Genomic DNA, 23845 nt, shown 5'->3' on the forward strand with positions numbered 1-23845 from the left:
TGGCTCTACGGGCTGTTCGTCCCGCACGGCGGCGGGGCCAACTTCGTCCCGTTCAACACGGCCGACAACTGGCTGCACCTGGTGCTGGGGGTCGTCATGATCGCGCTCGGGGCGATAGCGACGCGTGCGCGGCTCCAGCACCGCCTGGACATTCACTAGCAGAGCGCGGCGCGCGTGCCCGCGTGCTCCCGATACCCCTTTGGTTCGTGCCGGTCGAGCGGGGAATCGGAGGTGCGTGCCTGCGCGACGCACAGCGTCTAGATCACCATTTCGCCGAGCGGCGGGCACGCCGACCGACCTTGAAAAGTGGAAGCCGGCCCTGCTGGGGCCGGGCGGGCTGTTCGGGCTTGCCGGCGGCTAGCTTCCATGAGGCCAGCGCGTCGGCGTCCAGAGTGATCAGCGCGGCCGTGTACGGCGGCCGGCCGCCGAGCGAGGCCCGCAGTCGCCGGTACACCAGCCGGCCGGTCAGGCGATGTGCCAGGCGCAGGCGCTGGCCCGGCCGCCCTTCGTACAGCGCCTGGCTGTAGGTCATGGCGGTCCGCTCGGCCCAGTCGAAGATCCTTCCCTTGCCCTGATCCCGGGCCCGCGTCGGCGTTGTGCCCCAGGCACACACCCCGCTCCAGGCAGGCCACCTGGATCACCCTCGCGAAGACGTGCGCCAGCGGGAGGAACAGCAGGGTCGAGGCGTCCTGGCCGAGGATCTTCTCCAGGCTGTCGATCGCGATGGGAGCCTCGTACAGCAGGTCGCCGTGATTGAGCATGCAGCCCTTCGGGCGGCCGGTGGTGCCTGAGGGGTAGATGATCGTCGCCAGGTCGTCGGCCGACATCGCCCGGCGGCGCCCGCAGCCGAGCGTCGTCCACGTCTCGCCCGTCCTCGCGCAGACGGTGCAGCCCGCCGCCGTCGATCTGCCATACCCGCGGCGGCCTGGGCAGGCCTTCGGCCAGGTCCACGATCAGGCGTGCTGTCGCTCTACACCACGATGGAGCCCGGCACGCAGGCCGGGCGGACCCGGCTGCGCAACGAGATCGCCGCGTTGCGGCAGGATCTGGCAGGGCCCGACCAGGAGCGGGCCAGGCTCATGGGCATCCGTCTGGACCTGCTGGAGCCGCGGATCGACGAGCTGCTCGACCCGGCCGGTCCCGGTCTCGGGCGTCCCCTGTTCGCGCAGGTGGCCGGTGACGAGGTACGCACCGAGTGGGTTCAGCTCCCGGTGGGCCACCTCGCCGCGGTATCCACCCCGACCGCTTCGACCAGCGTGTCGAGGAGCATCTGACCAGATATCTGCGTGAGGCGGCCCCGCCCGTGGCCGAGCAGGGTCGGCGGCTGGGATGGGAGACGCTGCTGGTGGTGGGCGACCCCCGCGACACCGCGGTGCTGGACGAGGCGCTTGTATGCGGTGCTCCTCGGCGTTCAACGGCCGGCGTTCGGCCGGGCAGACCGGGTTCGCGCCACGCGCAGCACAGCGGCACCGCACAGATACGAGAGTCCCCCCGCCCATGGGATGCCCGTGGGCCCGTGGTCACCGGGGCCGGACACGGCGACGATCAGGAGCCCGGCCAGCACGGCGGCCGATCCGAGCACGGTCGCGCCGTCACGCCACGGATCGCGCTCGAGGGAATGCGTCATCGGCCGGCGCAGTTCGATGCGCGCGAACAGGGCGACCAGCACGATGAGGACGAGGGCGCAAGCTGCCAGCCACGGCACTCGCCACAGCAGCCACGCCGTCGAGTGCAGCGGGGGCTGCGGCAGGATCCCGGTCGGGACCAGCACGACGGCCGCGATCACCGCCGCTGCCATGTGCCACAGGAACACGGTCAGAATGACGGCGTTGGTCGCGATGACCGCACTCCACGGGCCGATCCCACGAAGCCATCGGTTGGCCGCGGGCTGCAGGGCGAGGACCAGTCCGATCTGCGTGGTGGCGAGCGCCATCAGTGCCAGGGTCGGCGGCGCTGTGTTGTAGCCGACCATGCCGACCGGGTAGGGGCCCACCACGGTCAGCCCGATCGTGGCGGCCAGGCCGCCGGCCGCGACCGCGAGCGCTTGCCTGCGGCTCAGCCGCAGGAGCCCGTCCCGCCAGCAGAAGCCGAGCTGGTAGATCGCCATCCAGGCGAACAGGTAGGTGCTCTGACCGACGACCGGTACGTGCAGCCCCCGCCGCAGCAGGTCGGCGGCCGCGACGATGACCACCATCACCACAGGGACGGCGAGCCCCGCGTGGCGGTGCAGCGCGTACAACTACGGCGTGAGCACCACCAGGACGAGGTACGCCAGCAGGAACCACAGCGGGATGGAGGCGAGCCACGCCGCGTGGCCGACCAGTTCGGTGTTCACCCCTGCCGCCACGATGACCAGCGAGGTCAGCGGCAGCACCAGGAACAGCGCGGTCGTCGGCCGGAGCAGCCGGTCGGTCCGCCTCAGCACCCAGCCGATGCCGTCGCCCCCGGAGGCGCGGTGCGAGGCCATCGAGGCGCCGCCGGCGTAGCCGCCGACCAGGAAGAAGATCGGCATCACCTGGAACAGCCAGGTCACCGGGTCCATCCAGCTCAGGACGTCGAGCGCGTTGTACCCGGACAGCCGGCCGTCCCGGTAGGTCACGACGACGACGAACCAGTGCCCGAACACCACCAGGCAGATGGCCAGTGCGCGCCACATGTCGGCGCTGCGCTCGCGGCTGCCGGGCGTACGCGCCGCCAGGTCGCGCACCATCGCCGCCAGCCCGCGCATGACGTCAGCCCCCGCTCACCGTGGATCATCCCCGTGCCCCGTTCCCCCCAGGCCGGAGGCCATGCTGAGGCTGTCCCCAGCCCGCGGGGATGCGAAACGGTGACGCCTGTCCCGCCAAGTGATCACTCCGGAATGATCACGATGTGTCACGCGGACCAGAGCGGCCCGCTTCGCCCGCCGTCGGTGCGCGACCTGGTGGTCGTCCTGCTGACGGTGGTGGTGCTGATCGGCGGGTCGCTGGCGTTGTTCGGCCTGGACGCCCCCGACGGTTCGCTCCGGGTGGCCCGGTGCTGTGCGCGATGGTCGCGATGCTGGTTCGCCTGCCCGCCCGAAGACAGCGGAGGCCCCGAGGGGTTCGTCGTGTGTGTCCGCTCGCCTGACGCGCGTCATCGAAGTCAGCAGTGACAGATGATCTCACCGCCCGTTCGCCGGCATTCTCACTCACAAGAGAGGCTGGGAAGCAGGGCTTTTCGCGTTACCGGTGCAAGGGAAATCCTTCCTGCGTTTTTGCGACACTGTGATGGTGCGGGAGCGGACGGTCGCGGCCGACGCCATTCATGAGCGGCTCGCGGAGGCCCAGGCGGGACGTGGCGGGGCGGTGTTCGTCCACGGGGACGCCGGGATGGGGAAGAGCTGGCTGCTCGGCGGAATCGCCGACGCCGGGTTCCACGTCGGACGCGCCCACGGCTCGCCCATCGCGTCGGGGATCCCCTTCGAGGTGATGACCCAGGCCCTGGCGGCTCTCGGCGTCGGCGACCAGCCGACCGACACCCTGGCGGGCCGGTGCCACCGCATGTGGCAGGCCCTGGAGTCGTGGTCGGGCGATCCTGTGGTGCTGGTCGTCGACGATCTCCACTGGGCCGACGCCGACTCGCTCACGCTGCTGGCGTTCCTGTGCCGCCGCCTGGCCGCCTCCCGGGTAGCGGTCGTGGCGGCCCTGCGGGCGTGGCCGCCCGCCGCTCTGGACCTCGCGCGGGACCTGGAGGAGAGCGGGTGCGCGCGTACGGTTGAGCTCGAACCCCTGGGTGAGCGGTCCTCCGCCGCCTTCCTCGCCCTGCGGACCGGCCACGAGCTGCCGGCCCGGACGGCTCGCACAGTATGGGCGATGTGCGCGGGCAACCCGCTGCTGCTCGACCACGCCGCGCGGCTGCTCGCCGACGGCGCGGACCTGGGCTCGCTGGAGACGCGATCGCCCGATCTCGCGGGCCGTGAGCTGCTGGTCCGGCGGTTCGTCGGGGCGACGACCGAGGCGATGCGCTGCGCGCGGGCGGGCAGCGTCCTGGGGCTGTCGTTCGATCCAGGGGCGGCGATGGAGCTGGCAGGCCTGGACACCGAGGCGGGCGACGACACCGTCGCGGGTCTCCAGCGGGAGCGCCTCCTGCGGGAGGCTCCCGGCGGGCGGGTCGAGTTCGTCCATCCGCTGTTCCAGCAGATCCTCTACGAGGAGATGCCGACCTCGACTCGCTTACGGCTGCACGCGCTGGCGTTCGCCCTGCTGATGCGGCGGGGGTCGCGGGCCGAGGCGGCCGAGCACGCGCTGCGCGGAAACCTGGCCGGCGACCGGCATGCCGTCGCCGCGCTGGAACGGGTCGGCCGCGACGCACTGGCCGCCGGAGCGACCGAGACGGCCGCGCGCTACCTGGCGGGCGCCCATCGCCTGGCCGGCGACCACGCCGACCCGGAGCTGGGGCTGGCCGCAGGCCAGGCCCTCATGGCGGTCGGCCGGGCCGCTGAGGCGGTCGCGCTGCTCGGGGCCGTCTCCCGCCATCCCGCCGCCGACGTGGAAACCGCCGCGCAGGCCGCCTGGATGGCAGGCCGCGCCGGTTTCCTCACCGGCGACCATCGACAGGCCGAACGCGACCTCGACCGGGCCGCCGAACTGGCCGCCGAGCGAGCCCCTTCGATCGCCGTCGAGGCGCTGCTCGACCACGCCAACTTCCAGCACCTGATCCACGGAAGCCGGGCGCTCCCCTTCGCCGCCCGGGCCCGGGACCACGCCCGGGAACATGCGGCCGGCGTCGGCGCGGCCCTGCGCCGGAAGGTCGCCTCCGCGCACGGCTACATCGCCTACCTCGGCGCCGACCTGGCCGGACTCGACGAGGTCGTGCGGGCGGCCCGGGAGATCGAGGACGACCCGGAGGCCCAGCTGACCGACGTGCAGGGCACCTGGGGGGCGCTGAGCAACCACGCCTTCGCCGCGAAGTGGGCCGAGCGCTTCGACGAGTGCGAGCAGGCGTTCACCCGGGTGATCGCCGCCGCCGAGCGCGCCGGGGCGATCGGCACCCTGAGCATGCTGTACGCCTCCCGCGCCGAGTTCATGGTGCGCGTCGGCCGGCTCCGCGAGGCCTTCGCGAGCGTGGAGCAGGCCCGGGCCGTCAAGGATCTGGCCCCGATCTCGGAGCGCTACGTGGCCGCCGCCCAGACCTGGCTCCTGCTGCTGTCGGGCGACTTGGAGGAGTGCGAGCGACGCTGCGCCCAGGTCGAGCGCAGCGCGTCGAACCTGAGTGACGTCGGCACCCTGATCGTCGTCTGGTACGTCCGGGGCCGCCGCGCCCTCCACGAGGGCGACCTCGCCACGGCCTGCGCGCAGTTCGACCTGCTCGACGAGACGACCCAGCGGGTCGGCATCTTCGAACCGTGCCTGGTCCCCTTCGCACGGGACGCCGCCGTGGCGTACACGAGAATCGGACGGCGCGAGTCAGCAGAGCGGCTGGTCGCGCGGCTCGAAGCGGTCTCGGAATCGCTGCCCTGCGTCTGGCCGCGGATCGCGGCCGCGACCGGGCGGGCCCTCCTGGCCGACGACCCCGCCGTGACGGAGGCCGAGTTCGCGACGGCCCTCGCCCTGCACGACACCACCGACCAGCCCTTCGAGAAGGTGGAGACCCAGCTCCTCTACGGCGCCTGGCTGCGCCGGACCGGCCGGCCCGCGCGGGCCAGGCCGATGCTCGCCGACGCAGCGGCCACGGCCGCCCAAGCCGGGGCACGGTGGCTGGCCGCACGGGCGCACGAGGAACTCCGCCGTGCCGACGGCCGGCGCCGTACCACTGACCCCCAGGCGCTGACCCCTGCCGAGACCCGGACCGCGACCCTGGCCGCCCAGGGACTCACCAACGCCGAGATCGCCGAACGGCTGTCGATCACCGTCCGAACCGTGGAGACTCACCTGAGCAGGGTGTACACGAAGCTGCGAATGTCCCGCCGCGACCTCATTCGGCGTGGTGTGGCGCCCTAAACATCCGTGGTTCCCCCGATGCCCGCATGAGCGGCCCAATCCGATCCTGGGTGTACCGAACTCACCCGTTGATCCGGCAGGCCCCTTCAGGCGCTGATCGAATTCGCGAATCCATCTCGCGCGGTACGCACCTGCGTCTGGCACCAATCTCAAGGAGAAACATGGAGAAAGACAGCAGCGGATCGATGCCCCGCCGAAGCATGATCAGAACGGGCACGGCCGCCGGGCTCGGAGCCATCGGCCTGGCCGGGGTGACCGCGAGGCCGGCCTCGGCCGATCCAGCGCCCCTCTCCAGCGGTCTGTCGCAGAAGCCTCCCCCCAACTGGAAACTCCCCGGCGAACAGATCACCTTCCAACCGGCCGACTTCGACGTTCTGGACCTGACCCTGCATGTCGTCCCCGAACTCAGGATCTGCGCCTTGGCGGTGAAGCTGGCGGAGAAGAACGGCGTCGTCTATCCCATCACGAGTCACGCGACCATCGCCCGCCTGCTGCCCGGCAAGAAGTTCAGCGCCGCCGGGCATCACATCACCGCCGCGGCGATAAGCCGATACGTCCCCCAAGAGTTCTTTCCCATCAACCACCCGGGCGAGTTGGCGGAGCGGCTCTACATGGCGCTGCTGCGGTGCCGCGCCGAGAGCTCGGCGCTGATGGCGCGGCGGTCCACGCCGGCCAGTGCGACACCGACGCCGGAGCAGTGATTCCGATGACGACCACCCAGTACGCACTCTGCGACCCATCCATATGGACGGCGCTGTACAACGGCCCGAGCTTCGGGGCCATGAACCTCACCCACCGGCCGGGCGACGGGCTCGTGACCGTCGAATGGCGCCGGTACGGCGCGGACCCGCCGTTCTATGCCAATGGCACCGTGTACAACCTCAGCGGCACGACGACCATCTGGCACGGGGTGCCGACGGCGTACGTCCGGATCGAGGTCAGACCGATCGGACGTTTCGCCTACCTCATGGTCGCGTGAACGGGACGCCCGAGTGCTCGTACCCCGGGAAACCGGGGCCGCCCACTACCGGCGCGCGCCCGTGGTCGTCCAGCTCGGCGGGACTGTGAGAACAACGGCTCTGGCTCTTATCCGGCTCTGGCTCGTAATCGGTGGTGGCGCTCCGCACGAGAATGGGCGTGACCGCCGAGACGGTCACGCCCACCTTCTCACTCCGGGGTCAGCTCAGTGGCCGCCACGGGCCGTGCGGGTTGCCCGGCTCCTGGTCGCGGGTCCACCACGTGGCCTCGTACCGCTTCCCGTCGTGCTCCGCCACCTCACCGGCGACGAAGATGCGGCTCGCGGTCCAGACGGCGGTGCCGTCGGCGGTCGTGGCGATCTCCTGCCACGGCCCGTACGGGTCGCCGGGCTTCTGGTTCCGCGTCCACCACGACGCCCGCCAGACGGCGCCGCGGTAGGTCACCTCGTGCCCCGCCGTGTAGACCGTCTCGGCGTCCCACCCGGGCGGCGACGGCGTCGCGTCCACGGTGAAGGTGCGGACGGCGCTGCGGGTCACGTGGCCCGCGGCGTCGCGCAGCTCGGCGTACCACTCGTAGGAGCCGCCGCCCTCGAGCCCGTTCAGCACCACCGAGACCTGCTCGGCGCCGACCGCGGTGCGCACGTCCCCGACCTGCCGGCGCGCGCCGGCCGCGGCGGTGAGCGCCTTGGCCGTGAGGGTCCGCTTCGTGGTGCCGCCGAGGTCGATCTCCAGGGCGAAGTTCTCCGAGTCCGCGCCGTGGAAGCCGGGGATCGCGCCCGCCGGCACGTTGTGGTGCCAGTTGCCGTCGGACGTGGCCTTGCCCAGCAGGGGCGACCAGGTGTTGAAGTAGATCAGGTCGTTCTCGGCGTCGACGCTGATGTGCTTGAGGTACTCCTGGCCGCCGTACACGCGCGACTGGTAGTCGGTCAGCACGCCGTAGACGCGGTTGCCGCCCGCCGTCTGCCGCCAGGCGACGCCGGTGCCGGCGATGTGGCCGCCGAGCACCAGCTTGACGTTCGGGTACGGATCGATCAGCGCCTGGGTGACGTTGCCGTTGGACCAGCCGTTGACGCCCTGGTTCACCGAGTTGTGGTTGGCCAGGATCACCGCGTGGTCCGGGTGGGCCTCGATGACCTTCCTGCCCCAGGCCAGCCCGGCGTCATCGGCGTTGTCGGCGGAGAAGAAGCCGACGGTGAGCAGCAGCAGCTTCGCCCCGTCGATCTCGGCCGTGTAGTAGTAGTTGTCGATGCCGTCGCTGCCGCCGAACGTCCAGGGGCTGCCTTCGAGGCTCTTCTCGAAGCGCTCCATGGGGAAGTACTTCGGCAGCATGACGCGGCCGTTGCGGGCATCGGAGTAGTCGTGGTTGCCCCACGAGATCATGTAGGGCAGTTTCGCGTCCTCCAGAGCCCGCGCCGACGGCTCGGCGTTGACCCACTGATACTCCTGCGACAGGTACTCGCGGTTGACCCAGTCACCCGACTGCAGCACCAGTTTGGTCTTGCGCGCCTTCGCGACCTCGGCGACGTACTCGAACTGGTGCGTCATGAGGTCCGGGGTCGCCTGCGCGTACAGCTGGGAGTCCGGCACGTGGTCGAACGCCCAGTCGTAGCGGTCGGCGGTGGGCATCGACTCGATGTCGTCACCCTCCTGGCCGGGCATCGCGGTCAGGCCGCGCCAGACCAGCAGGTGCAGCCGCCCGCCTGACACGACGTTCTCGCCGGCGCGGGCGGTCACGTCGAGCTGGATCTCCGCGCCGGACGGGTCGGAGCCGGTGTCCTTCAGGATCCAGCGGCCGGCCGTGTGGTCGTACACGTGGGCCGAGATCGTGCGCTCGTCGCCCGAGCCCGTCCAGGTCAGGTGGAACTCCTGCTGCGCCGCCTGCTCGGCGGTCAGGGAGATCTCGTAGATCTGGTACGGGTTCTCGTTCGTGCCCTCGGTCGTCGGCAGCAGCTGCTCGCTGACGGTGCCGCTGTCCGGCTTCAGCGCGTCGGGCACCCGGTCAGGGGTGGTCCCGGTGCGTACCACGACGTTGGAGCCGGTCAGCGGGATGGTCGGGCCGGCGTGGAACGTGGCCTCCACCCGCTCGCGGTCCTTCGTCCGCGGTGTCGCGCTCAGCGTGACGCCCGGGTTCTGCCCGGTCGCCGACTCGGCGTCGTCGCCGACCTGCGGGGAGGCGGGCGCCACGGTGTCCTTGACCGTGACCGGCACCTCGACCGGGGTGGCGACGTCGCGCCCGCCGGTGCCGGGCTTGCCCGGCTTGCCGGCGGCGGCCGTCACCGTGAGCGTCTGCTCGCCGCTCTCGTTCACCGGCACGGGGACCGTGAACGGCCCGGCGTCGACCTGCTGGGTGAGCACCTTCTTGCCGGCCACCCGCGCGGTGAGCACGGCGCGCCGGCTGACGGTGCCGGTCACCTCGACCAGCCCGGCCTCCAGCGAGCTGCCCGCCCGCGGGGTGCCGACCATCAGCGTCAGGCGCTCGTCCGCGCGCTCGACCCGCTCGCCGAAGCTCACGGCGTCGCCGAACAGGTTCGCGTACCGGAAGGACTCGAAGGCCGGCGTGAACGCCACGCCCGCGATCTGCACCTCGTCCACCAGGCCGTGGAACGGCGTCCGCAGGGTGCCGTCGTCGGTGGAGACGTCGCCGATCGTCGTCTGCACGGCCGGGTCGGAGAACGTGCTGCGGTACTCGACCATCTGGCTGTGCACCTCGCGGCCGTCCACGAACACCGAGTACGTCATGCCGTCGTAGGTCTGGGTGACCAGGTGCGGCTTGCCGTTGGCGGGGAAGTCGAAGCGGTGGCTCAGGTCGACGTCGCCGAACTCGAAGCTGTTGCCCGCCAGGCGCGTGCCGACCTGCTTGTCGGCCGGTCGCACGCCCTGCCAGAAGGTGAGCTGCCCGTCACCGGTCGCGCTCTCCTTCGCGATCACGGGAGCCGCCGCGCCCAGCGCGGCCAGGTCCTCCTCGGTGACGGAGTACACGCCGCTGATCGCGATGCGGTCGTGGCCGCCGCCGACGTCGCCCGGGTACTGCAGGCGCGAACCCGCGAACCGGGTCTGGCCGGTGCCCCGCTCGGAGGCGTCGCCGGTCAGGGCGTCGCCGACCACGAGGCCGGTCTGCCGGCCCGTGGAGTCGGTACGGCTCTCGCCGCTCGCGGTGGCGCCGGCGAAGTGCTCGACCAGCGAGTACTGCTCGCCCCACACGTCCGTGGGGTCGTTGTCCGGAGCGCCGCCGCCGAAGTAGGCCCACAGCTGGCGCGCCGACTCGGCGGGCAGGCTCGGCACCCGGACCCACACGGTCGAGGTGCCGCCCGGCTGCCAGGTCTCCACCTCGTGCGGCAGGGGCGCGCCGTCGGCGCCGAAGAAGGCCAGCTCGTCCCGCTCGACGCCGGGCGTGGACGGGATGCGCAGCTGCACCGGCGTACCGGTGAAGTCCGAGGCGGTGTCGTTGCGCACGGTGACCACCTGGCGGGCGGTCGCGCCGGCGTCGGCCCAGGCCACGGTCTTGCCGTCCGTGGAGAGGAGGCCGCCCAGCTCGCGCAGCCGCCGCTCGGCCTCCTCCAGGCGCTTCAGCCCGGTCAGGGCGCCGCGCTGCGCCTCGGTGAGGGCGTTGACGGCGGCGCGCGCGGCGGTCACCGCCTCGGCGTCCGCAAGCTTGACGTCCTGCGGCAGTTTGCCGAGCCGAGCGTCGACCGGCGCGATGGCGCGGTCGATGCCGAAGCCCTCGAACAGGCGCGGCACGCCGCGCTCGCGGATGTCGTAGACGTTCACCGTGAGGCGGTCGGCGGTGACGTTGATCGCCGTGAAGTTCTCGCCCGCCTGCTCACCGGTGCGGTCGAACAGCCGCAGGTACGGCTCCAGCTCCACCCCCTGCGGATTGGTCGCCTGCGTGTAGTGCTTGGCCCCGGCGGTGTTCGGCAGAAAGTAGATGGTGCCCTTGGGGTCCACCGCGTACTCGACGCGCTTCCCGTTCCGCACTTCGGTGATCTTGGTGGTCTCGACGGGACGGGCGCCCTGGACCCCGCCGGGGTCGGCGGCCAGCACCTTGGACCGGCTCATCACGTGGTCGTGGCCCTGCAGCACCAGGTCGATGTCCAGCTCGTCGATCACCGGCACGAGCGTGCGGCGCATCGCCATGACGTCGCCGTCGTCCAGGTGGTTCGCCGTGGTGTAGGTGCCCTTGTGCATGACCAGGACCAGCCACGTGGCGCCGGCGTCGCGGGCGGCCTCGGCGTCGGCCTTCAGCCAGTCGAGCTGCTTGCCGGAGATGCCCTCGGCGCCGCCCTCGTTGGTGTTGAGCACCATGAAGTGCGCGCGGTTGTAGGTGTAGGAGTAGTACACGCCGGCGGAGCGGTCCTGGTCCTGCGGGCCCTCCAGCGTGAAGTGGTCGGCGAACGCGTTCTTGTGCGCGTCGTGGTTGCCCGGCGCCGGCGCGAACGTGGTCTTCAGCAGGCTCGGGCGGGCGGAGTCGAGCAGGTCCTTCCAGTCCTGCTCCCGGTCGCCCGCCTCGACGACGTCGCCGTTGTGCATGACGAACTCGGCGTCGGGCACGTGCTTGAGCGCCTTGGCGATGGTCTGCGCCGACAGCTCCGCCTCGGCCAGGTTCTGCGACTGCGTGTCGGTCAGGTCGATGAACGTGAAGTCCTCCTGTCCGCCCTTCGCCGTGACGAACGTGCCGGTCGCGCTCCACACCTGCTGCTCCGCGTCGCCCACGCGGTAGTAGTAGGTGGTGCCGGGCTTGAGGTCGCGGGCGACGGCGCGGAAGAAGCTCTCCCCGTCCTCGCTGTCCTCGCGCTGCGCCTCGACCGTCACCGTGGCCGAGCCCTCGGGAAACTCGCGGTCCGTGCTCAGCACGGCGGCGCCGCTGGTGTCCAGCGTCGAGTACCAGGTGAAGGCGCGCTGCGTGCCCGGGTCGCCGTAGAAGGTGGTGGCAATGCGGTTCGGGGCCTCGGCCGAGGAGACGTACTTCGGCACGGGGTGGCCGGCCTGGGCGTCCCAGCTCCACTTCTCGGCGAAGTCCCAGCCGAGCGCGGTGTAGGTGGCCTGGCGCGCGAGCGCCTCGGCCGCGGTGTCGGTCCCGTGCTGGTTCTTGGTGCCGGGGCCGGTGACCGGGTCGCCGCCGATGGTGATGGCGCCGCTGGCGAGGTTGCTCTGCGCGGTCCAGCCCGCGTAGCCCGTGTAGCCGACGATGCGGCCGGCGAAACCGTCGATCTTGCCCTGGTAGGCGATCGTGCCGGAGAGCGCGACGTTGCCCGTGTACGAGCTGCCCGAGCCGGGGTTGCCCGGGTAGGCCACGACGTGCGCGGCGTCGATGCCCCGGGTGCCGTTCGCGCCGCCGTCGGCGGCCACGGTGAGGTCCGCCTCGACGAGGTTGTCGCGGATCGACACGCCGTTGTTCGCGTACGACACGAGGCCCGCGGGCATCTTGTCCGCGCTGACCGTGGCGCGTACCCAGTTGTCGCTGACCGAGCCGCCGCGCAGCTCCGCGACCAGGCCCGCCACCTTCTCGGCACTCGTGGCCGTGAGCTTGGCGTCGAGCACGGTGTTGCCCGTCAGGGTCGCGTCCGTGGCGACGACGGCCAGGCCGGCCACGAACCCGGCGCGCGTGCCGCCGTCGGCCGTGACGCCCGCCAGGGTGAGGCCGCGGATGGTGCCGCCGTCGAGCCGGCGCACCAGGCCGAGCCGGTCGGCCTCGCCGCCGGCGCTCTCCTGCGGGCCGTACACCAGGCCGCTGATCGTGTGCCCGGCGCCGTCCAGCACGCCCTCGAAGCGGTTGATGCCGCCGAACGGCTGACGCCCGGCGAAGTCGAGGTCGGCGGTCAGCACGAAGTGCTTGTCGCCGGTGTAGCGGGCGTTGCCCGCGTTGAGCTGGGCGGTGAGATGCTCCAGGTCCTCGGGGGAGCCGATCTCGTAGGGCTGCTCCGCGGTGCCGCTGCCGAACAGCGCTTGGGTGTACTGCGGCACCGGGTGGCCCGCAGCGTCGTCCCAGCGCCAGGCGTTGGTGAAGTCCCAGCCCAGGCCCTCGTACGTGGTCCGCTGCGCCAGCTGCTCGGCCGTGGCGTCCGTGCCGTGCTGGTTCTTGGTGCCGGGGCCGGTGACCGGCTGCCCGGCGATGGTGATCGCGGCGTTGGCCAGGTTGTTCTCGGCCGTCCAGCCGTCGTAGCCGGTGTAGCCGATGACGCGGCCCACGAACCCGTCGGCCCTGCCCTGGTAGGCGATCGAGCCGGACAGCGCGACGTTGCCGGTGAAGGCGGAGCCGTTGGGCGTGCCCGGGTAGCCGACGATGAGGCCCGCGTCGATGCCGCGCGTGCCGCCGTCGCCGCCCGGGGCGGCCACCGTCAGGTCGGCCGCCGCCAGGTTGTGCCGGACCTGGGAGTTCTGGTTGACGTACGCGGCGATGCCGGCGGGCATCTTGGCCGCGCTCAGGGAGCCGGTGACGAGGTTGTCGTCGATGGTCCCGTTGTGCAGCTCGGCGGCGATACCGCCGACCTTCTCGGCGCTGGTCGCCGTGAGCTGCGCGTTCTTCACGGAGGTGCCCGTGATGGTGGCGTTGGTGGCGATGACGGCGACGGTGCCGATCCAGCCGTTGGTGCTCGTGCCCGCGTTGGCGCGCACGCCGTCGAGGGTGAGGTCGCGGATCGTGCCGCCGTTGAGCCGGCGCACCAGGCCCAGGCGGTCGGCCTCGCCGCCCGCCGACTCCTCCCGTACGAGGGTCAGATCGCTGATCGTGTGACCCGCGCCCTCGAACGTTCCGGTGAAGGTGTTGATGCCCCCGAACGTTCCTCCGCCGAAGTCGACGTCGGCGGTCAGCCGGTAGGCCGCGCCGCCGTAGCCGCCCGGGTCCCCGTTGATCGCGCCGGCGACCGTGCGCAGGTCTTCGGCCGTGTCGATCTGGTACGGGTCGCGGGGGGTGCCGCCGCCGTCGATTCCGGGCAGCGGATCCGCCGCGTGGGCCACTGCCGGTAAGCCGGCCCCGATGGTCAGGACGGCGCCGAGCACGGCGGTGACCCGGGCGAGGGCGCGGGTGCGTGACAGGACATGGGAGTGCATGCGGGGAGTTCATCGATCATCGATGAATGCGTTCCGGATCGTCGGTGACGCCAGAATGAACATCGCAATCCACTACAAATCTGGTCCTTGGTGGTGTTTCGTACAGGGTGGATTTGCTTGGCCGCCGCTCGAGGAGGATCGGAGATGCCCGCGGCATCGGCACGGAGGGACGGCGGCCGACGGCAGCAGCCACTCGACGGCTCCACCGAAGCCGGGCGCTTCGCTCTGCGATTACGCGAGCTGCGGGCCGGGCGGGGGTTCACCATCCGGCGGCTGGCCGACAAGGCCGGCTACGCGCCCGGCACCCTGTCCAAGGCGGCGTCGGGGGATCAGCTGCCGTCGTGGGCGGTGACGGAGGCGTTCGTCCAGGCGTGCGGGGAGGATCCGGCCGGCTGGCGATCCGACTGGCTGGCCGCCAACGCCGCCTCTCTGAAGGACAGCGAACCCACCGCCCCCGCGGACGAGCCCCCGAGCCGGTGTCCCGCTTGCGGCCGGGGTCGTGCTGCGCGTACGCCGCCGACGCGGTCAGGAGCAGGCCGGCGACCAGCGTGACGGCCGTCTACTGCGGCCTCCTTGGATTCGACAGAGCCGATCTCAAGCGCCGCGACCGCGTGCTGCCAGGCCGGGTCGGCCGTTCCCGCGCATAGGCGATCATCACCGATGCGGGCGTGGCGCGGGCCGGAGGAAGGTGATGACCGCTGGGCGGCCTCGCCCGGCGCCCCCAAAGGAAGGAGCCGGTGCCATGACCACGAACGCTCAGCCCGCCACCCCGTCGATCGCCCACGGGGCCCGGCGCGCCGTCCCCGAGTTCGTCCGCCCGGGTCACCGCCTCATGTGAATCGGCGGCCGGCGCGGGCCCGGATCTTCCGACGAGACATCGACGAACGTCGGCCCGACCACCGAGGCGGAACTCGCGAGCATCCAGCGCGGCACCGCCGAGGACGTCGACGCGGCCCTCCAGGCAGCGCGGCGGGCGTTCACCGACCCGTGCTGGTCCAGCGTCGGCCCCGACCGCCGCGGCCGGAACCTCCCCCAGATCGCCGACATGGGGGGTTATTCCGGCAGCAGGTGTGACACGAGGGTACGCGCCCATTCGGGGGAAAGGGCCTGGTCGGTGAAGACGGCCCGATAGTAGAGGGGGGCGAGCAGGGCCTCTATGGCGCGTTCGACGGTCGGAACCTGGTTGCCCCGCGCCTGTTCCCGTTCGATGATGGCTTCGAGCTGTCGCTGGCGCTCCATGCGGCATACGCCGGCGCCTTCCCCGCCCGTGCCGACGATGGCGCGTACCAGCGCGAGAGTGTCCGGGTCGCTGAGGTCCTTGGCGAGGTCGTAGGCATAGCGTTCCAGGTCCTCGCGGAGGCTTCCGGTGTCGGGGACCACGATATCGCCGGAGAAGCGGCTGGTCGCGACGTCGGCGAGCAACTCGGCGACGGAGCCCCAGCGGCGATAGACGGTTGTTGCGTGCACGCCCGCGCGCGCGGCGATGACGGGGATCGTCATCGCATCGCCGGCCTCGTCGGTGAGTAGGTCCTTGACCGCCTGGTGGACGGCTGCCCGGACCCGGGCCGAGCGGCCTCCGGGCCGACCGTCCGTGCGCGGCGGGGAGCTCTGAGCTGGCATGCCGCCATTATTGCATCGATCGCTGCTTTTAATTCGCAGTCATCACTGCTTTTGTGGTACGTTCGCAGCCACTAACGCAACGATCACTGCGAGGAAGTCATGTCTGTTGACAGTTCCGGTGCCGTGTCCTCCGGCGCCGCACCGCCCGTCGTTGGTCCGCACCGCCGGCCGTGGAGGGGTGCCTTCTCGTCCGTGGCCGCCATCCTGGTGCTCTTCCTGGCCGCTTCCAGCGCGCCGTCGCCGATCTATGTGATCTACCAGCAGCAGTGGCGGTTCACGGCATGGGTGCTGACCGTGGTCTTCGCTCTCTACGTGTTCGGCCTGCTCGCCTCGTTGCTCGTCGTGGGAGCGCTGTCGGATCATCTCGGCCGTCGGCCGGTGCTCGCCGCGGCGATCGGGCTGGAGGCGGTCGCGCTGGTGTTGTTCCTGGTAGCGAAGGACGTGTTGGTGCTGTCGGCAGCCCGGGTGCTGCAGGGCGTCGCGACCGGGGCGGCGACGACCGCGCTGAGCGCCACCCTGGTCGATCTCGAACCGCGGCAGGCTCGCGTCCGAGCGGGCGTGGTCACGTCGGTGGCGCCTTTGACCGGGCTGGCTCTGGGCGCCGTCGGCAGTGGTGTGCTGGTGGAGTTCGGTCCGGCACCGACCCGGCTGGTCTACGCGCTGCTGCTCGCAGGCATGGCGCTGGCGGCGGTTGTCGTGGCCCTCCTGCCGGAGACGTCGCTGCGCCGGCCGGGAGCGCTGGCCTCCCTTCGCCCGCGGGTGGCGATGCCCGCACACCTGCGCGCGGACATCGTCCCGCTGGTGCCGGCGATGATCGCCACCTGGGCGCTGGCCGGCATGTACCTCTCCCTCGGCCCGTCGGTCGCTGTGGAACTGCTGGGGCTGCGCAGCCATCTCATCGGCGGTGTCGTCGTGACGTTGCTGGCGGGCACCGGAGCGTTCGCGGTGGCCCTGCTCCGCTCCCGCCCGGCCTCCTCGCTGCTGGCCCCCGCCGCTGCGCTGCTCGGGGTCGGCACTTTGATCTCGCTCGCCGGGGTGGCGGGCAATCTCGCCTGGCTCGCCGCGGCCGGCACTGTCGTCGCCGGCATCGGTTTCGGCGCGTCGGTGCTGGCCACGTTCGGCACTTTCGCCAGGATCGCCAGGCCACACGAGCGCGGCGCGGTCTTCGCCCTGGCAAACATCATCAACTATTTGGGCAATAGCGTGCCCGCCGTGCTCGGCGGCATCGCCGTCACCGCCCTGGGATTGAGGTCGGCCACCGTGATCTACGCGCTGGCGATCGCGCTGATCACCTTCTCCGCCTTCGTTCTGCGACTCAACCAGCTACGGCTCCAGTGCCGTATAGCCACGGCCCCCTGCGACTGAGGCCCCGGCGAAGGTATCCCGACAATTTCCGGAAGTGAGGACGAATCATGACAACTACCCGCAGGATCAGGCGCAACCGGGAGGTCCGGCGACCCGGCGGCACGACGATCCGCTACACGGCCAGCGGCCCGGAGCAAGGACCGGCTCTGGCTCTCATCCACGGCTGGGCGTGCGACCGCCGCGACTTCGACGCGGTGACCGGCCATCTGCCCGACGGCCACCGCGTGCTGGCGATCGACCTCGCCGAGCACGGCGAGTCGCGGTCGGCGAGGGAGGTCTGGACGATCGAGGAGTTCGCCCGTGACGTCGGCGCGGTGCTGGAGGCCGAGTCGGTGGACAAGGTGGTCGTGGCCGGGCATTCCCTCGGCGGGGCGGTCGCCGTCGAGGTGGGTCGGCTGCTGCCCGACAGGGTCTCGCACGTGGTCGCCCTCGACGCCTTGCACTATCTGTCCCTGTTCCCGGCGATGAGCGAGGAACAGGCCGAGGCGATACTGCGCGTGTTCAGGGAGGATTTCGCCGCGGGGGTACGGGGCCTGGTGGAGGGAGGCTCGCCGGCCGGGACCGACCCGGCTCTCAAGGACGCCTACTTCGAGAAGATGGCAGCCGTGCGTCAGCCCGCCGGACTGCGTTCCATCGAAGGCCTGGTGCGCTGGGACATGGACGCGGCGCTGCGTGAGACGAGGCAGCCGATCACCGTGTTCGCGATCCGCGACCTCATCACGCAGGAGGCGATCGACCGCTACGGCGACCGGCTCGACATCGTGCTCGTCGATCTGGGCAGCCACCATTTCCCCGTGGAGTCGCCGGAGGACACGGCGAAGCTCCTGGCCGGCCTCGCTCCTTGAGCAGGCCCGCCGGCAGGCCGGCGGGCCTCGTTCCGGTAGCGCCGTACCGATAGCGGCGTGATCCACGAACAGGCCGTTCCCCATCTGCCCTGGAACCGTATGGCGGGTCCGGCCCTTTAAGCGCAGCGGGCCGTCGGCGGCCGGCAGGCGCCGGCAGACGTCACCTACTCGCTTGCGTAAGAAGGCGACACGGTCCACCCGCCAACTGCCCCACCCGAAGCGACGTGGTCCGTGGAGCGTTGTCCTCGATCACAGGACCGGCGCGTCGTCCTGCACGGAGCGCGCGTCGCTCCGTGCGACGTCGTTGATGGGCTGTTCGCGGCCCCCCTTGTGGGTTCGGACGTGATATATACACCTATAAGGGATGAACGAAATTCACGTTCGGCGCAGGTCGCCCTCGGACGCGCTCCCGCCGGCGCTCATCGGCCGCGACGACGCCATGGCCGCGATGGTCGCCGCGGTGTCACAGGATGCCCTCGTGCTCGTCGAGGGCGAGGCCGGCATCGGCAAGTCCCGCCTGCTGGACGAGTGCCTGGCCGATCCCGCCTTACGCGGCCGTACCGTGCTGATGGCCGCCTGCCCGCCCCTGCGGGAGCCGTTCCCGCTCGGCGCGGTGGTGGACGGGCTGCGGGTCTTCGACGACCGCTTGGGCGAGCTGGCGCTGAGCCCGCTCGCCGGTGCGCTGCGCACGCTGTTCCCCGAGTGGGCGGCGTGGCTGCCGCCGGCGCTGGAGGCGCTGCCCGATCCGCAGGAGACCCGCCACCGGCTCTTCCGCGCGCTCGGCGAGCTGATCGACGCGCTCGGCGTGGACGTGCTGGTGGTCGAGGACGCGCACTGGGCGGACACGGCCACCCTCGACTGGCTGCTGACCCTCACCACCTCGCGTGGCGCCGCGCGCTCGATCGTGGTCACCTACCGGCCGCTCGAGGTCGGCGAGGGCTCGCCGCTGCTGCGCCTGACCTCACGCCCGCCCAGGAACATGTCCTGGGAGCGCATCGCGCTGGAGCCGCTGGACGTGCCGCAGACCGGCGCCCTGGTGAAGTCGATGTTCGCGACCGCCGACGTGTCCGACCGCTTCGCGGCCTTCCTGCACGAGCACACCGGCGGCATCCCGCTCGCGCTGGAGGAGACCGTACGCCTGCTGCGCGCCCGGCGCGACATCTTCCGGTCCGAGACCGGCTGGCGCCGCCGTATCACCGAGGAACTGCGCGTGCCGCCCACGGTGCGCGACTCCGTCCTGGAACGCGTGACCAGGCTCGACCCGGCCACCCGCGCCGTGCTGGAGGCCGCCGCCGTGCTGGAGGCGCCCGCCGGCGAGGCGCTCATCGCGGCGGTAGCGGACCTCGACGAGGCCGCCGTCCAGGACGGCCTGGCCGTCGCGCTGGCCTCGGGCCTGCTGCGCGAGTCCGGCCGTGGCGCGTTCTGCTTCAACCACGTTCTGGCCTCGCGCGCGGTCGCCGAGGCGACCCCGATCCCGTCGCGCCGCCGGCTGCACCACCGCGCGGCCCTGGCCCTGCGCGAGGGCGAGCACCCTCCCGTCGTACGGCTGTGCCGCCACTTTCGCGAGTCCGGCGACGTCGAGGAGTGGTGCCGCTACGCCGAGGCGGCCTCCGAGCTGGCCATGGAGGCGGGCGACGGCCACACGACGGTCGCGATGATGCTGGACCTGCTGACCGCCGCGGACCACCCGGTGGAGCGCCTGGTCCGCCTGGCCAGGCGGCTCGGCGCGGCCGTCTCCGTCACCGCCGAGCCGCTGCTGGGGCTGGGGGAGCGGGTGCGCGCCGCGCTGGAGGAGACGCTCGCGCATCCCGGGCTGCCGGCCGAGGCCAGGGGAGAGCTGGGGCTGAGGCTGGGGCGGCTCCGCTTCCACCTCGGCGAGTTCGAGGCCGCGATGGCCGGCCTGGAGGCCGCCATGCCGGATCTGGCGGACCGGCCCGACCTCGCCGTCCAGGCCATGCTCCTGCTGGCCAACCCGATGATCCGCGCCTGGCCGCGAGCCCGCCACCTGGAGTGGGCCGGCCGGGCGGAGCGGCTCTTCCCGCTGGTCAGCCGGCCGGTCGAGCGGGCCGCGTTCCTGTCCCACCAGGCCGCGGCGCTGCTCTGCCTCGGCGAGGAGGACGGCTGGCGCGTGGCGCGCGCCCTTCCCGCCGACGGGGACAGCCGCCTGGAGCGCCAGGAGATCGCCCGGGGGCGGCTGATGGCCGGTCAGTTCTGTACGTTATGGGGCCGGCACGACGACGCACACGCCTACCTGGACTCCTCCGCGGCGCTGGTGGAACGGGCGGGCTACCGCCGGATCGAGGACGTGCTGAGGCTGGCGCGGGCGCACCTGGCCTGGCACGCCGGGCACTGGGACGGCCTGGACGACGTGGCGGCCGAGCTGGCCGGCTCGGAGACGGCCGACGAGGCGACCCGCCTGGAGGCCCGCATGATCCTCGGCTGCCTCGACCTGGCGCGCGGTGTGCCGCAGCGGGCCGAGCAGCGGCTGCGCGAGGTCCTCGCCGCCAGCCTGGCGCGCGGGCACGCGGACCCGTTCATCTTCCCCGACGTGGCGCTGGCCAGGATCCTGCTCGCACGCGGCGAGCCGGAGGCCGCCGTGGAGATCACCGGACCGATGCTGGAGATGATCGCCCGCAAGGACGTGTGGCTGTGGGCCACGGAGCTGCTGCCGGTCCACCTGGACGCGCTGCTTGCCGTCGGGCGGAGGCAGGAGCGGTCCGGTCTGGCGGCGGACTTCGCCGCCGGGATGGCGGGACGTGACGCTCCGGCCGCCGCCGCGGCGGTCGTGACCTGCCAGGCCATGGTCGCCGCCGACCCGGGGGCGGCGGCGGGCCTGTTCGGGCGGGCCGCGGCGATGTGGGCGGCGCTGCCCCGCCCCTACGATGCGCTGCTCGCCGCCGAGCGCCAGGGCCGCCGCCTGCTCGACGCGGGCGAGCGCGAGCGGGCGCTGACGGTGCTGGAGGAGAGCCAGCGGGAGCTGGCCGCGCTGGGCGCGCGCTGGGACGCCGACCGGGTCGCTCACCTGCTGCGCGAGCAAGGGGTCGAGGTGGCCAGGCCATGGCGCGGCGGGCGCAAGGGGTACGGCGACCGCCTGTCGCCGCGTGAGGTGGAGATCGTCCGTCTGGTGGCGCTCGGATGGACCAACAAGCGCATCGCGGAGAGCCTGAACCTGTCGCCGCGTACGGTGGAGCGCCACCTCAGCGCGGCCATGCGCAAGCTGTCGGTCGCCACGCGCACCGCCCTGGTGACCACGGCCGCCGCCGACGGACTGCTGGACGAGACACCGACATAGATCGCTTTTCCCCATTAATTGGGTGATTTCCCGACTCGCGACGTCGGCAGGTCCGCCTGATCATGATCTTCATGTCTAATGATCAACTGGACGTCGAGCCGGACCCAGTGCCGGCCGCAGTACCGGTCGCAGTGCCGGACCCAGTACCGGTCGCAGTGCCGGACCCAGTGCCCGACGCCCAACCCGACGTCGAGCCGGAGGCCGTTGCTGATGAAGGCCTCCTGAGCGAGCCGGCGCCCGACGGCGCACACGAGCCGCTGTGAACCAGCACGTCGTGCGCCTGCCGTACAGGCGCGGTCAGAAAGCGGGACAGAGATGACAATCCACCACCGGTTAGGCTCCGCACGCCTCCTGGTCACGGCCGGCCTGGCGCTGGCGCTGACGGCGGGAGCCGCACCCGCCGCGGCCGCCCCGCCACTGGACCCCACCCCCCACACCACCGGACCCGCCACCGGACCCGCCACCGCAGCGCCTGAGGCGAGCACCTCGACGGTGACCCTGCTGACCGGTGACCGCTTCCAGGTCGACATCGACGAGCGCGGCCGCCAGCAGGTCAGCAGGCTCCCCGGCGGCGGCCCGGCCGGAGGCACGTTCTCCCAGTTCACCCTCGGCGGCGACACCTACGTCGTGCCGTCAGAAGCGGTGCCCTACCTCGGCAAGACCATCGACCTGCGCCTGTTCAACGTCGGCTACCTCGTGCGGGCCAAGCTGGACGACGAGCGCAGCGCCACCCTCCCGGTCACCGTACGGGCCGGTCGTGCCCAGGCCGAAGCCCTGCCCGGCACCAGCGTCACCGCCGCCGCCGGCAGCGCGGCCACCGCGACGGTGACCAAGAAGGAAGCCCCCGCGCTCGGCAGGCTGCTGGCCGAGACCTGGCGCGCCGCGAAGGGCGACGCCGTCGGCACCCTGCCCGGCATCGAGCGGATCGAGCTGGCCGTCCCCGACGGCGCCCCCGAGCCGCCGCCCTCGCCGCTGGCCACCGACAAACCCGCCGACCAGCCCACCGCCAAGAAGGACGGCGGGGAGCTGAGCTACTACATGCTGACCGTCGACTCCATCGCCAGGGACGGCACACCCGGCACGATGATCGGAGCCGTCCAGAACGTCAGCGACGGAGCCCTGGCCACCTTCGCCTTCGCCTACCCGGGTGAGGGCAAGAAGTCGTTCATGGTGCCGGAAGGCACCTACAGCATCATGGCCAGCGTGCTCACCGCCCCGGCCACCGACCTCACGTCGGAGACGGCCCTGGTGATCGAGCCCGAGGTGCGGGTCGGCGCCGACACCAGCGTGGTGCTGGACGCCAGGAAGGCGGTCCGCTACCGGCCGGAGCTGGCCTCGCCGCCGCGGGCGCCGCTGATCCGCTCCGAATCCCTGTCGTTCGTCCGCACCAGCGCCGCGGGGGACGAGACGGGCATCGGCCCCTCAGGACTGCTCGCGGGCTTCATCTGGAAGACCTACTCCGACCCGGTCACCGGCAACCCCGACCTCTACGTCACCCCGACCAAGCGCGTCAAGAAGGGCGACTTCAAGTTCACGGGCTTCACGCTGCTGGCCGAGAACGCCGACTCGGGGCCCGAGATGGGCGCGACGTACAAGCTGGTGTTCGCCTACGGCGACGCCGTCCCGCGCAAACTGACGCCGGTCGTCAGGAAGTCGGAGCTGGCCACGGTGCGCTCCACGCTCTACAACACCGCCTCCGACGCCGCCTCGCCAGGACCGGTGACCAGGGGGTCCTTCGTGTTCCTACCGTGGGGGTGGTCCGACGTGAACCACGGCTACCTGCCGGCCGCCGGTGACCGCGTCGACTACGTCTACAGCACCAGGCCAGGCGAGACGTACTGGCAGCACGTCATGGCCGCCGACACCAACGAGGTCATCCTCGGCGAGCGCCGCAAGCTGCGCCCCGGCCAGGAGATCAGGGAAGTGTGGAACCTCGGCCCCCGGACGCCGTCGGCGGCCGCCACCTACGTGCAGGAGACCCTGCTCGGCATCGGCGGCCCGAGCAGCAAGGTGGACGAACCCCTGCTGCAGGTGTGCCTGGCGTGCCGGCAGGGCTCGCTGGGCTCGGTCTACCTGAACGGGTTCGCCGACTCGGCGCCGCTGCACTCGACGTCGGAGGCGTACGCCGCCTCGCGGACCACGTTCTACCGCGACGGCAAGCTCGCCTTCGACCTGGGCGCCGGCGGCTCCCGGCCCTACCGGCCCATGCCGCTGTCGCTGCCGCTGGCGCCGCGCCCGGCCGACTACCGCCTGGTGTGGGACTTCGCCGCCCAGGGCAATGCCCAGTCGCCGAGCCGTACCGAGTGGACCTTCCGCAGCGGCCCGCGGGACGCCGCCGCCAGGCTGCCCCGTACCGTGCAGTGCGCCGACACCACGCGCCCATGCTCCTTCCTGCCGCTGCTGTTCGTGCACTGGGACCTGTCGCTCGACCTCGACTCCCGGGCCAGGGCCGGGCGGCGGTTCGACGTCGCGTTCCGGGTCTCGCACCAGGAGCACCAGGCCAGGCCCACCGGCGTGCGGGCCACGGTCGAGGTGTCGTACGACGACGGCCAGACCTGGTCGGCTCCGAAGACCGCCACCGCCAGGCGCGACGGCACGTTCACCGCGCCGATCACGCATCCGGAGTACTCCGAGCCGGTCCGCTGGGTGTCACTGCGGGTCAAGGCGCGGGCCGGTGACGGCAGCACCGTCACCCAGACCAACATCCGTGCCTACCGGCTCGCCGGCTGACCGGGAGAC

The 23845-nt window shown here is 72.0% G+C and carries 17 protein-coding genes and 2 pseudogenes; 13 read left to right on the forward strand and 6 right to left on the reverse strand.

All coding sequences use genetic code 11. The features are described from left to right. Positions 1 to 12 precede the first annotated feature (12 nt). Positions 13 to 159: a DUF4383 domain-containing protein gene (locus tag AB0K28_RS50080; protein ID WP_364385385.1), complete on the forward strand. Its 147-nt coding sequence runs from the start codon at positions 13 to 15 to the stop codon at positions 157 to 159. 103 nt (positions 160 to 262) lie between these two features. On the opposite strand, the gene AB0K28_RS50085 is transcribed toward AB0K28_RS50080, so the two are convergent. Continuing rightward, entirely contained in the window at positions 263 to 532 is a 270-nt protein-coding gene (locus AB0K28_RS50085) for a hypothetical protein (protein WP_364385391.1), read from the reverse strand. A 130-nt stretch (positions 533 to 662) separates the two neighbouring features. Further along, positions 663 to 827: pseudogene (locus AB0K28_RS50090) on the reverse strand (AMP-binding protein); the annotation flags it as partial. Between the two features lie 132 nt (positions 828 to 959). On the opposite strand from AB0K28_RS50090, the gene AB0K28_RS50095 reads away from it, so the two are divergent. Further along, entirely contained in the window at positions 960 to 1274 is a 315-nt protein-coding gene (locus AB0K28_RS50095) for a hypothetical protein (protein ID WP_364385323.1), read from the forward strand. Positions 1275 to 1282: 8 nt separating this feature from the next. Beyond that, positions 1283 to 1330, forward strand: a pseudogene (locus AB0K28_RS50100) (hypothetical protein); the annotation flags it as partial. 81 nt (positions 1331 to 1411) lie between these two features. Here the strand turns inward: AB0K28_RS50100 and AB0K28_RS50105 are convergent. Both AB0K28_RS50105 and AB0K28_RS50110 read right to left on the reverse strand, forming a co-directional pair. Next, entirely contained in the window at positions 1412 to 2239 is an 828-nt protein-coding gene (locus AB0K28_RS50105) for a hypothetical protein (protein ID WP_364385326.1), read from the reverse strand. Next, positions 2240 to 2728: an acyltransferase family protein gene (locus tag AB0K28_RS50110; protein ID WP_364385329.1), complete on the reverse strand. Its 489-nt coding sequence runs from the start codon at positions 2726 to 2728 to the stop codon at positions 2240 to 2242. It lies immediately after the preceding gene. A 183-nt stretch (positions 2729 to 2911) separates the two neighbouring features. Between AB0K28_RS50110 and AB0K28_RS50115 the strand changes: the two genes are divergently transcribed. From AB0K28_RS50115 to AB0K28_RS50130, 4 genes are all read left to right on the forward strand, one after another. Further along, positions 2912 to 3133, forward strand: a complete 222-nt coding sequence (locus AB0K28_RS50115; protein ID WP_364385394.1) for a hypothetical protein — start codon at positions 2912 to 2914, stop codon at positions 3131 to 3133. 115 nt (positions 3134 to 3248) lie between these two features. After that, positions 3249 to 5960, forward strand: a complete 2712-nt coding sequence (locus AB0K28_RS50120; RefSeq protein ID WP_364385332.1) for an AAA family ATPase — start codon at positions 3249 to 3251, stop codon at positions 5958 to 5960. Between the two features lie 161 nt (positions 5961 to 6121). Further along, complete coding sequence (locus tag AB0K28_RS50125) at positions 6122 to 6661, forward strand: hypothetical protein (RefSeq protein WP_364385335.1); 540 nt, start codon at positions 6122 to 6124, stop codon at positions 6659 to 6661. A 5-nt stretch (positions 6662 to 6666) separates the two neighbouring features. Then, on the forward strand, positions 6667 to 6939 hold the full coding sequence (locus tag AB0K28_RS50130; RefSeq protein ID WP_364385338.1) for a hypothetical protein: 273 nt from the start codon (positions 6667 to 6669) through the stop codon (positions 6937 to 6939). 199 nt (positions 6940 to 7138) lie between these two features. Here the strand turns inward: AB0K28_RS50130 and AB0K28_RS50135 are convergent, their stop codons facing one another. Next, positions 7139 to 13984 carry a DUF2341 domain-containing protein gene (locus AB0K28_RS50135; RefSeq protein WP_364385341.1) on the reverse strand — a complete coding sequence of 2282 codons (6846 nt, stop codon included), beginning with the start codon at positions 13982 to 13984 and terminating at the stop codon, positions 7139 to 7141. Positions 13985 to 14128: 144 nt separating this feature from the next. Between AB0K28_RS50135 and AB0K28_RS50140 the strand changes: the two genes are divergently transcribed. Together AB0K28_RS50140 and AB0K28_RS50145 are read left to right on the forward strand one after the other, a co-directional pair. Continuing rightward, positions 14129 to 14536 (forward strand): helix-turn-helix transcriptional regulator, encoded by a 408-nt coding sequence (locus AB0K28_RS50140; protein WP_364385343.1) that lies wholly within the window; start codon positions 14129 to 14131, stop codon positions 14534 to 14536. Between the two features lie 286 nt (positions 14537 to 14822). After that, on the forward strand, positions 14823 to 15116 hold the full coding sequence (locus AB0K28_RS50145) for an aldehyde dehydrogenase family protein (protein WP_364385388.1): 294 nt from the start codon (positions 14823 to 14825) through the stop codon (positions 15114 to 15116). Here AB0K28_RS50145 and AB0K28_RS50150 read toward each other — a convergent pair. Continuing rightward, positions 15038 to 15604 carry a TetR/AcrR family transcriptional regulator C-terminal ligand-binding domain-containing protein gene (locus AB0K28_RS50150; protein ID WP_364385346.1) on the reverse strand — a complete coding sequence of 189 codons (567 nt, stop codon included), beginning with the start codon at positions 15602 to 15604 and terminating at the stop codon, positions 15038 to 15040. The genes AB0K28_RS50145 and AB0K28_RS50150 overlap by 79 nt on opposite strands. 192 nt (positions 15605 to 15796) lie before the next feature. Between AB0K28_RS50150 and AB0K28_RS50155 the strand changes: the two genes are divergently transcribed. The 4 genes from AB0K28_RS50155 (at position 15797) to AB0K28_RS50170 (ending at position 23836) form a co-directional block, all read left to right on the forward strand. After that, positions 15797 to 16969, forward strand: coding sequence for an MFS transporter (locus tag AB0K28_RS50155; RefSeq protein WP_364385349.1), 1173 nt, complete (start codon positions 15797 to 15799; stop codon positions 16967 to 16969). 47 nt (positions 16970 to 17016) lie between these two features. Further along, complete coding sequence (locus AB0K28_RS50160) at positions 17017 to 17814, forward strand: alpha/beta fold hydrolase (protein WP_364385352.1); 798 nt, start codon at positions 17017 to 17019, stop codon at positions 17812 to 17814. A 364-nt stretch (positions 17815 to 18178) separates the two neighbouring features. Continuing rightward, positions 18179 to 21106 carry a LuxR C-terminal-related transcriptional regulator gene (locus tag AB0K28_RS50165; RefSeq protein ID WP_364385355.1) on the forward strand — a complete coding sequence of 976 codons (2928 nt, stop codon included), beginning with the start codon at positions 18179 to 18181 and terminating at the stop codon, positions 21104 to 21106. Between the two features lie 315 nt (positions 21107 to 21421). Next, entirely contained in the window at positions 21422 to 23836 is a 2415-nt protein-coding gene (locus AB0K28_RS50170) for a hypothetical protein (RefSeq protein WP_364385358.1), read from the forward strand. Positions 23837 to 23845: the final 9 nt, after the last annotated feature.

Source organism: Nonomuraea sp. NPDC049504 (genome assembly GCF_040676845.1).
Classification (GTDB): Bacteria; Actinomycetota; Actinomycetes; order Streptosporangiales; family Streptosporangiaceae; genus Nonomuraea; species Nonomuraea salmonea.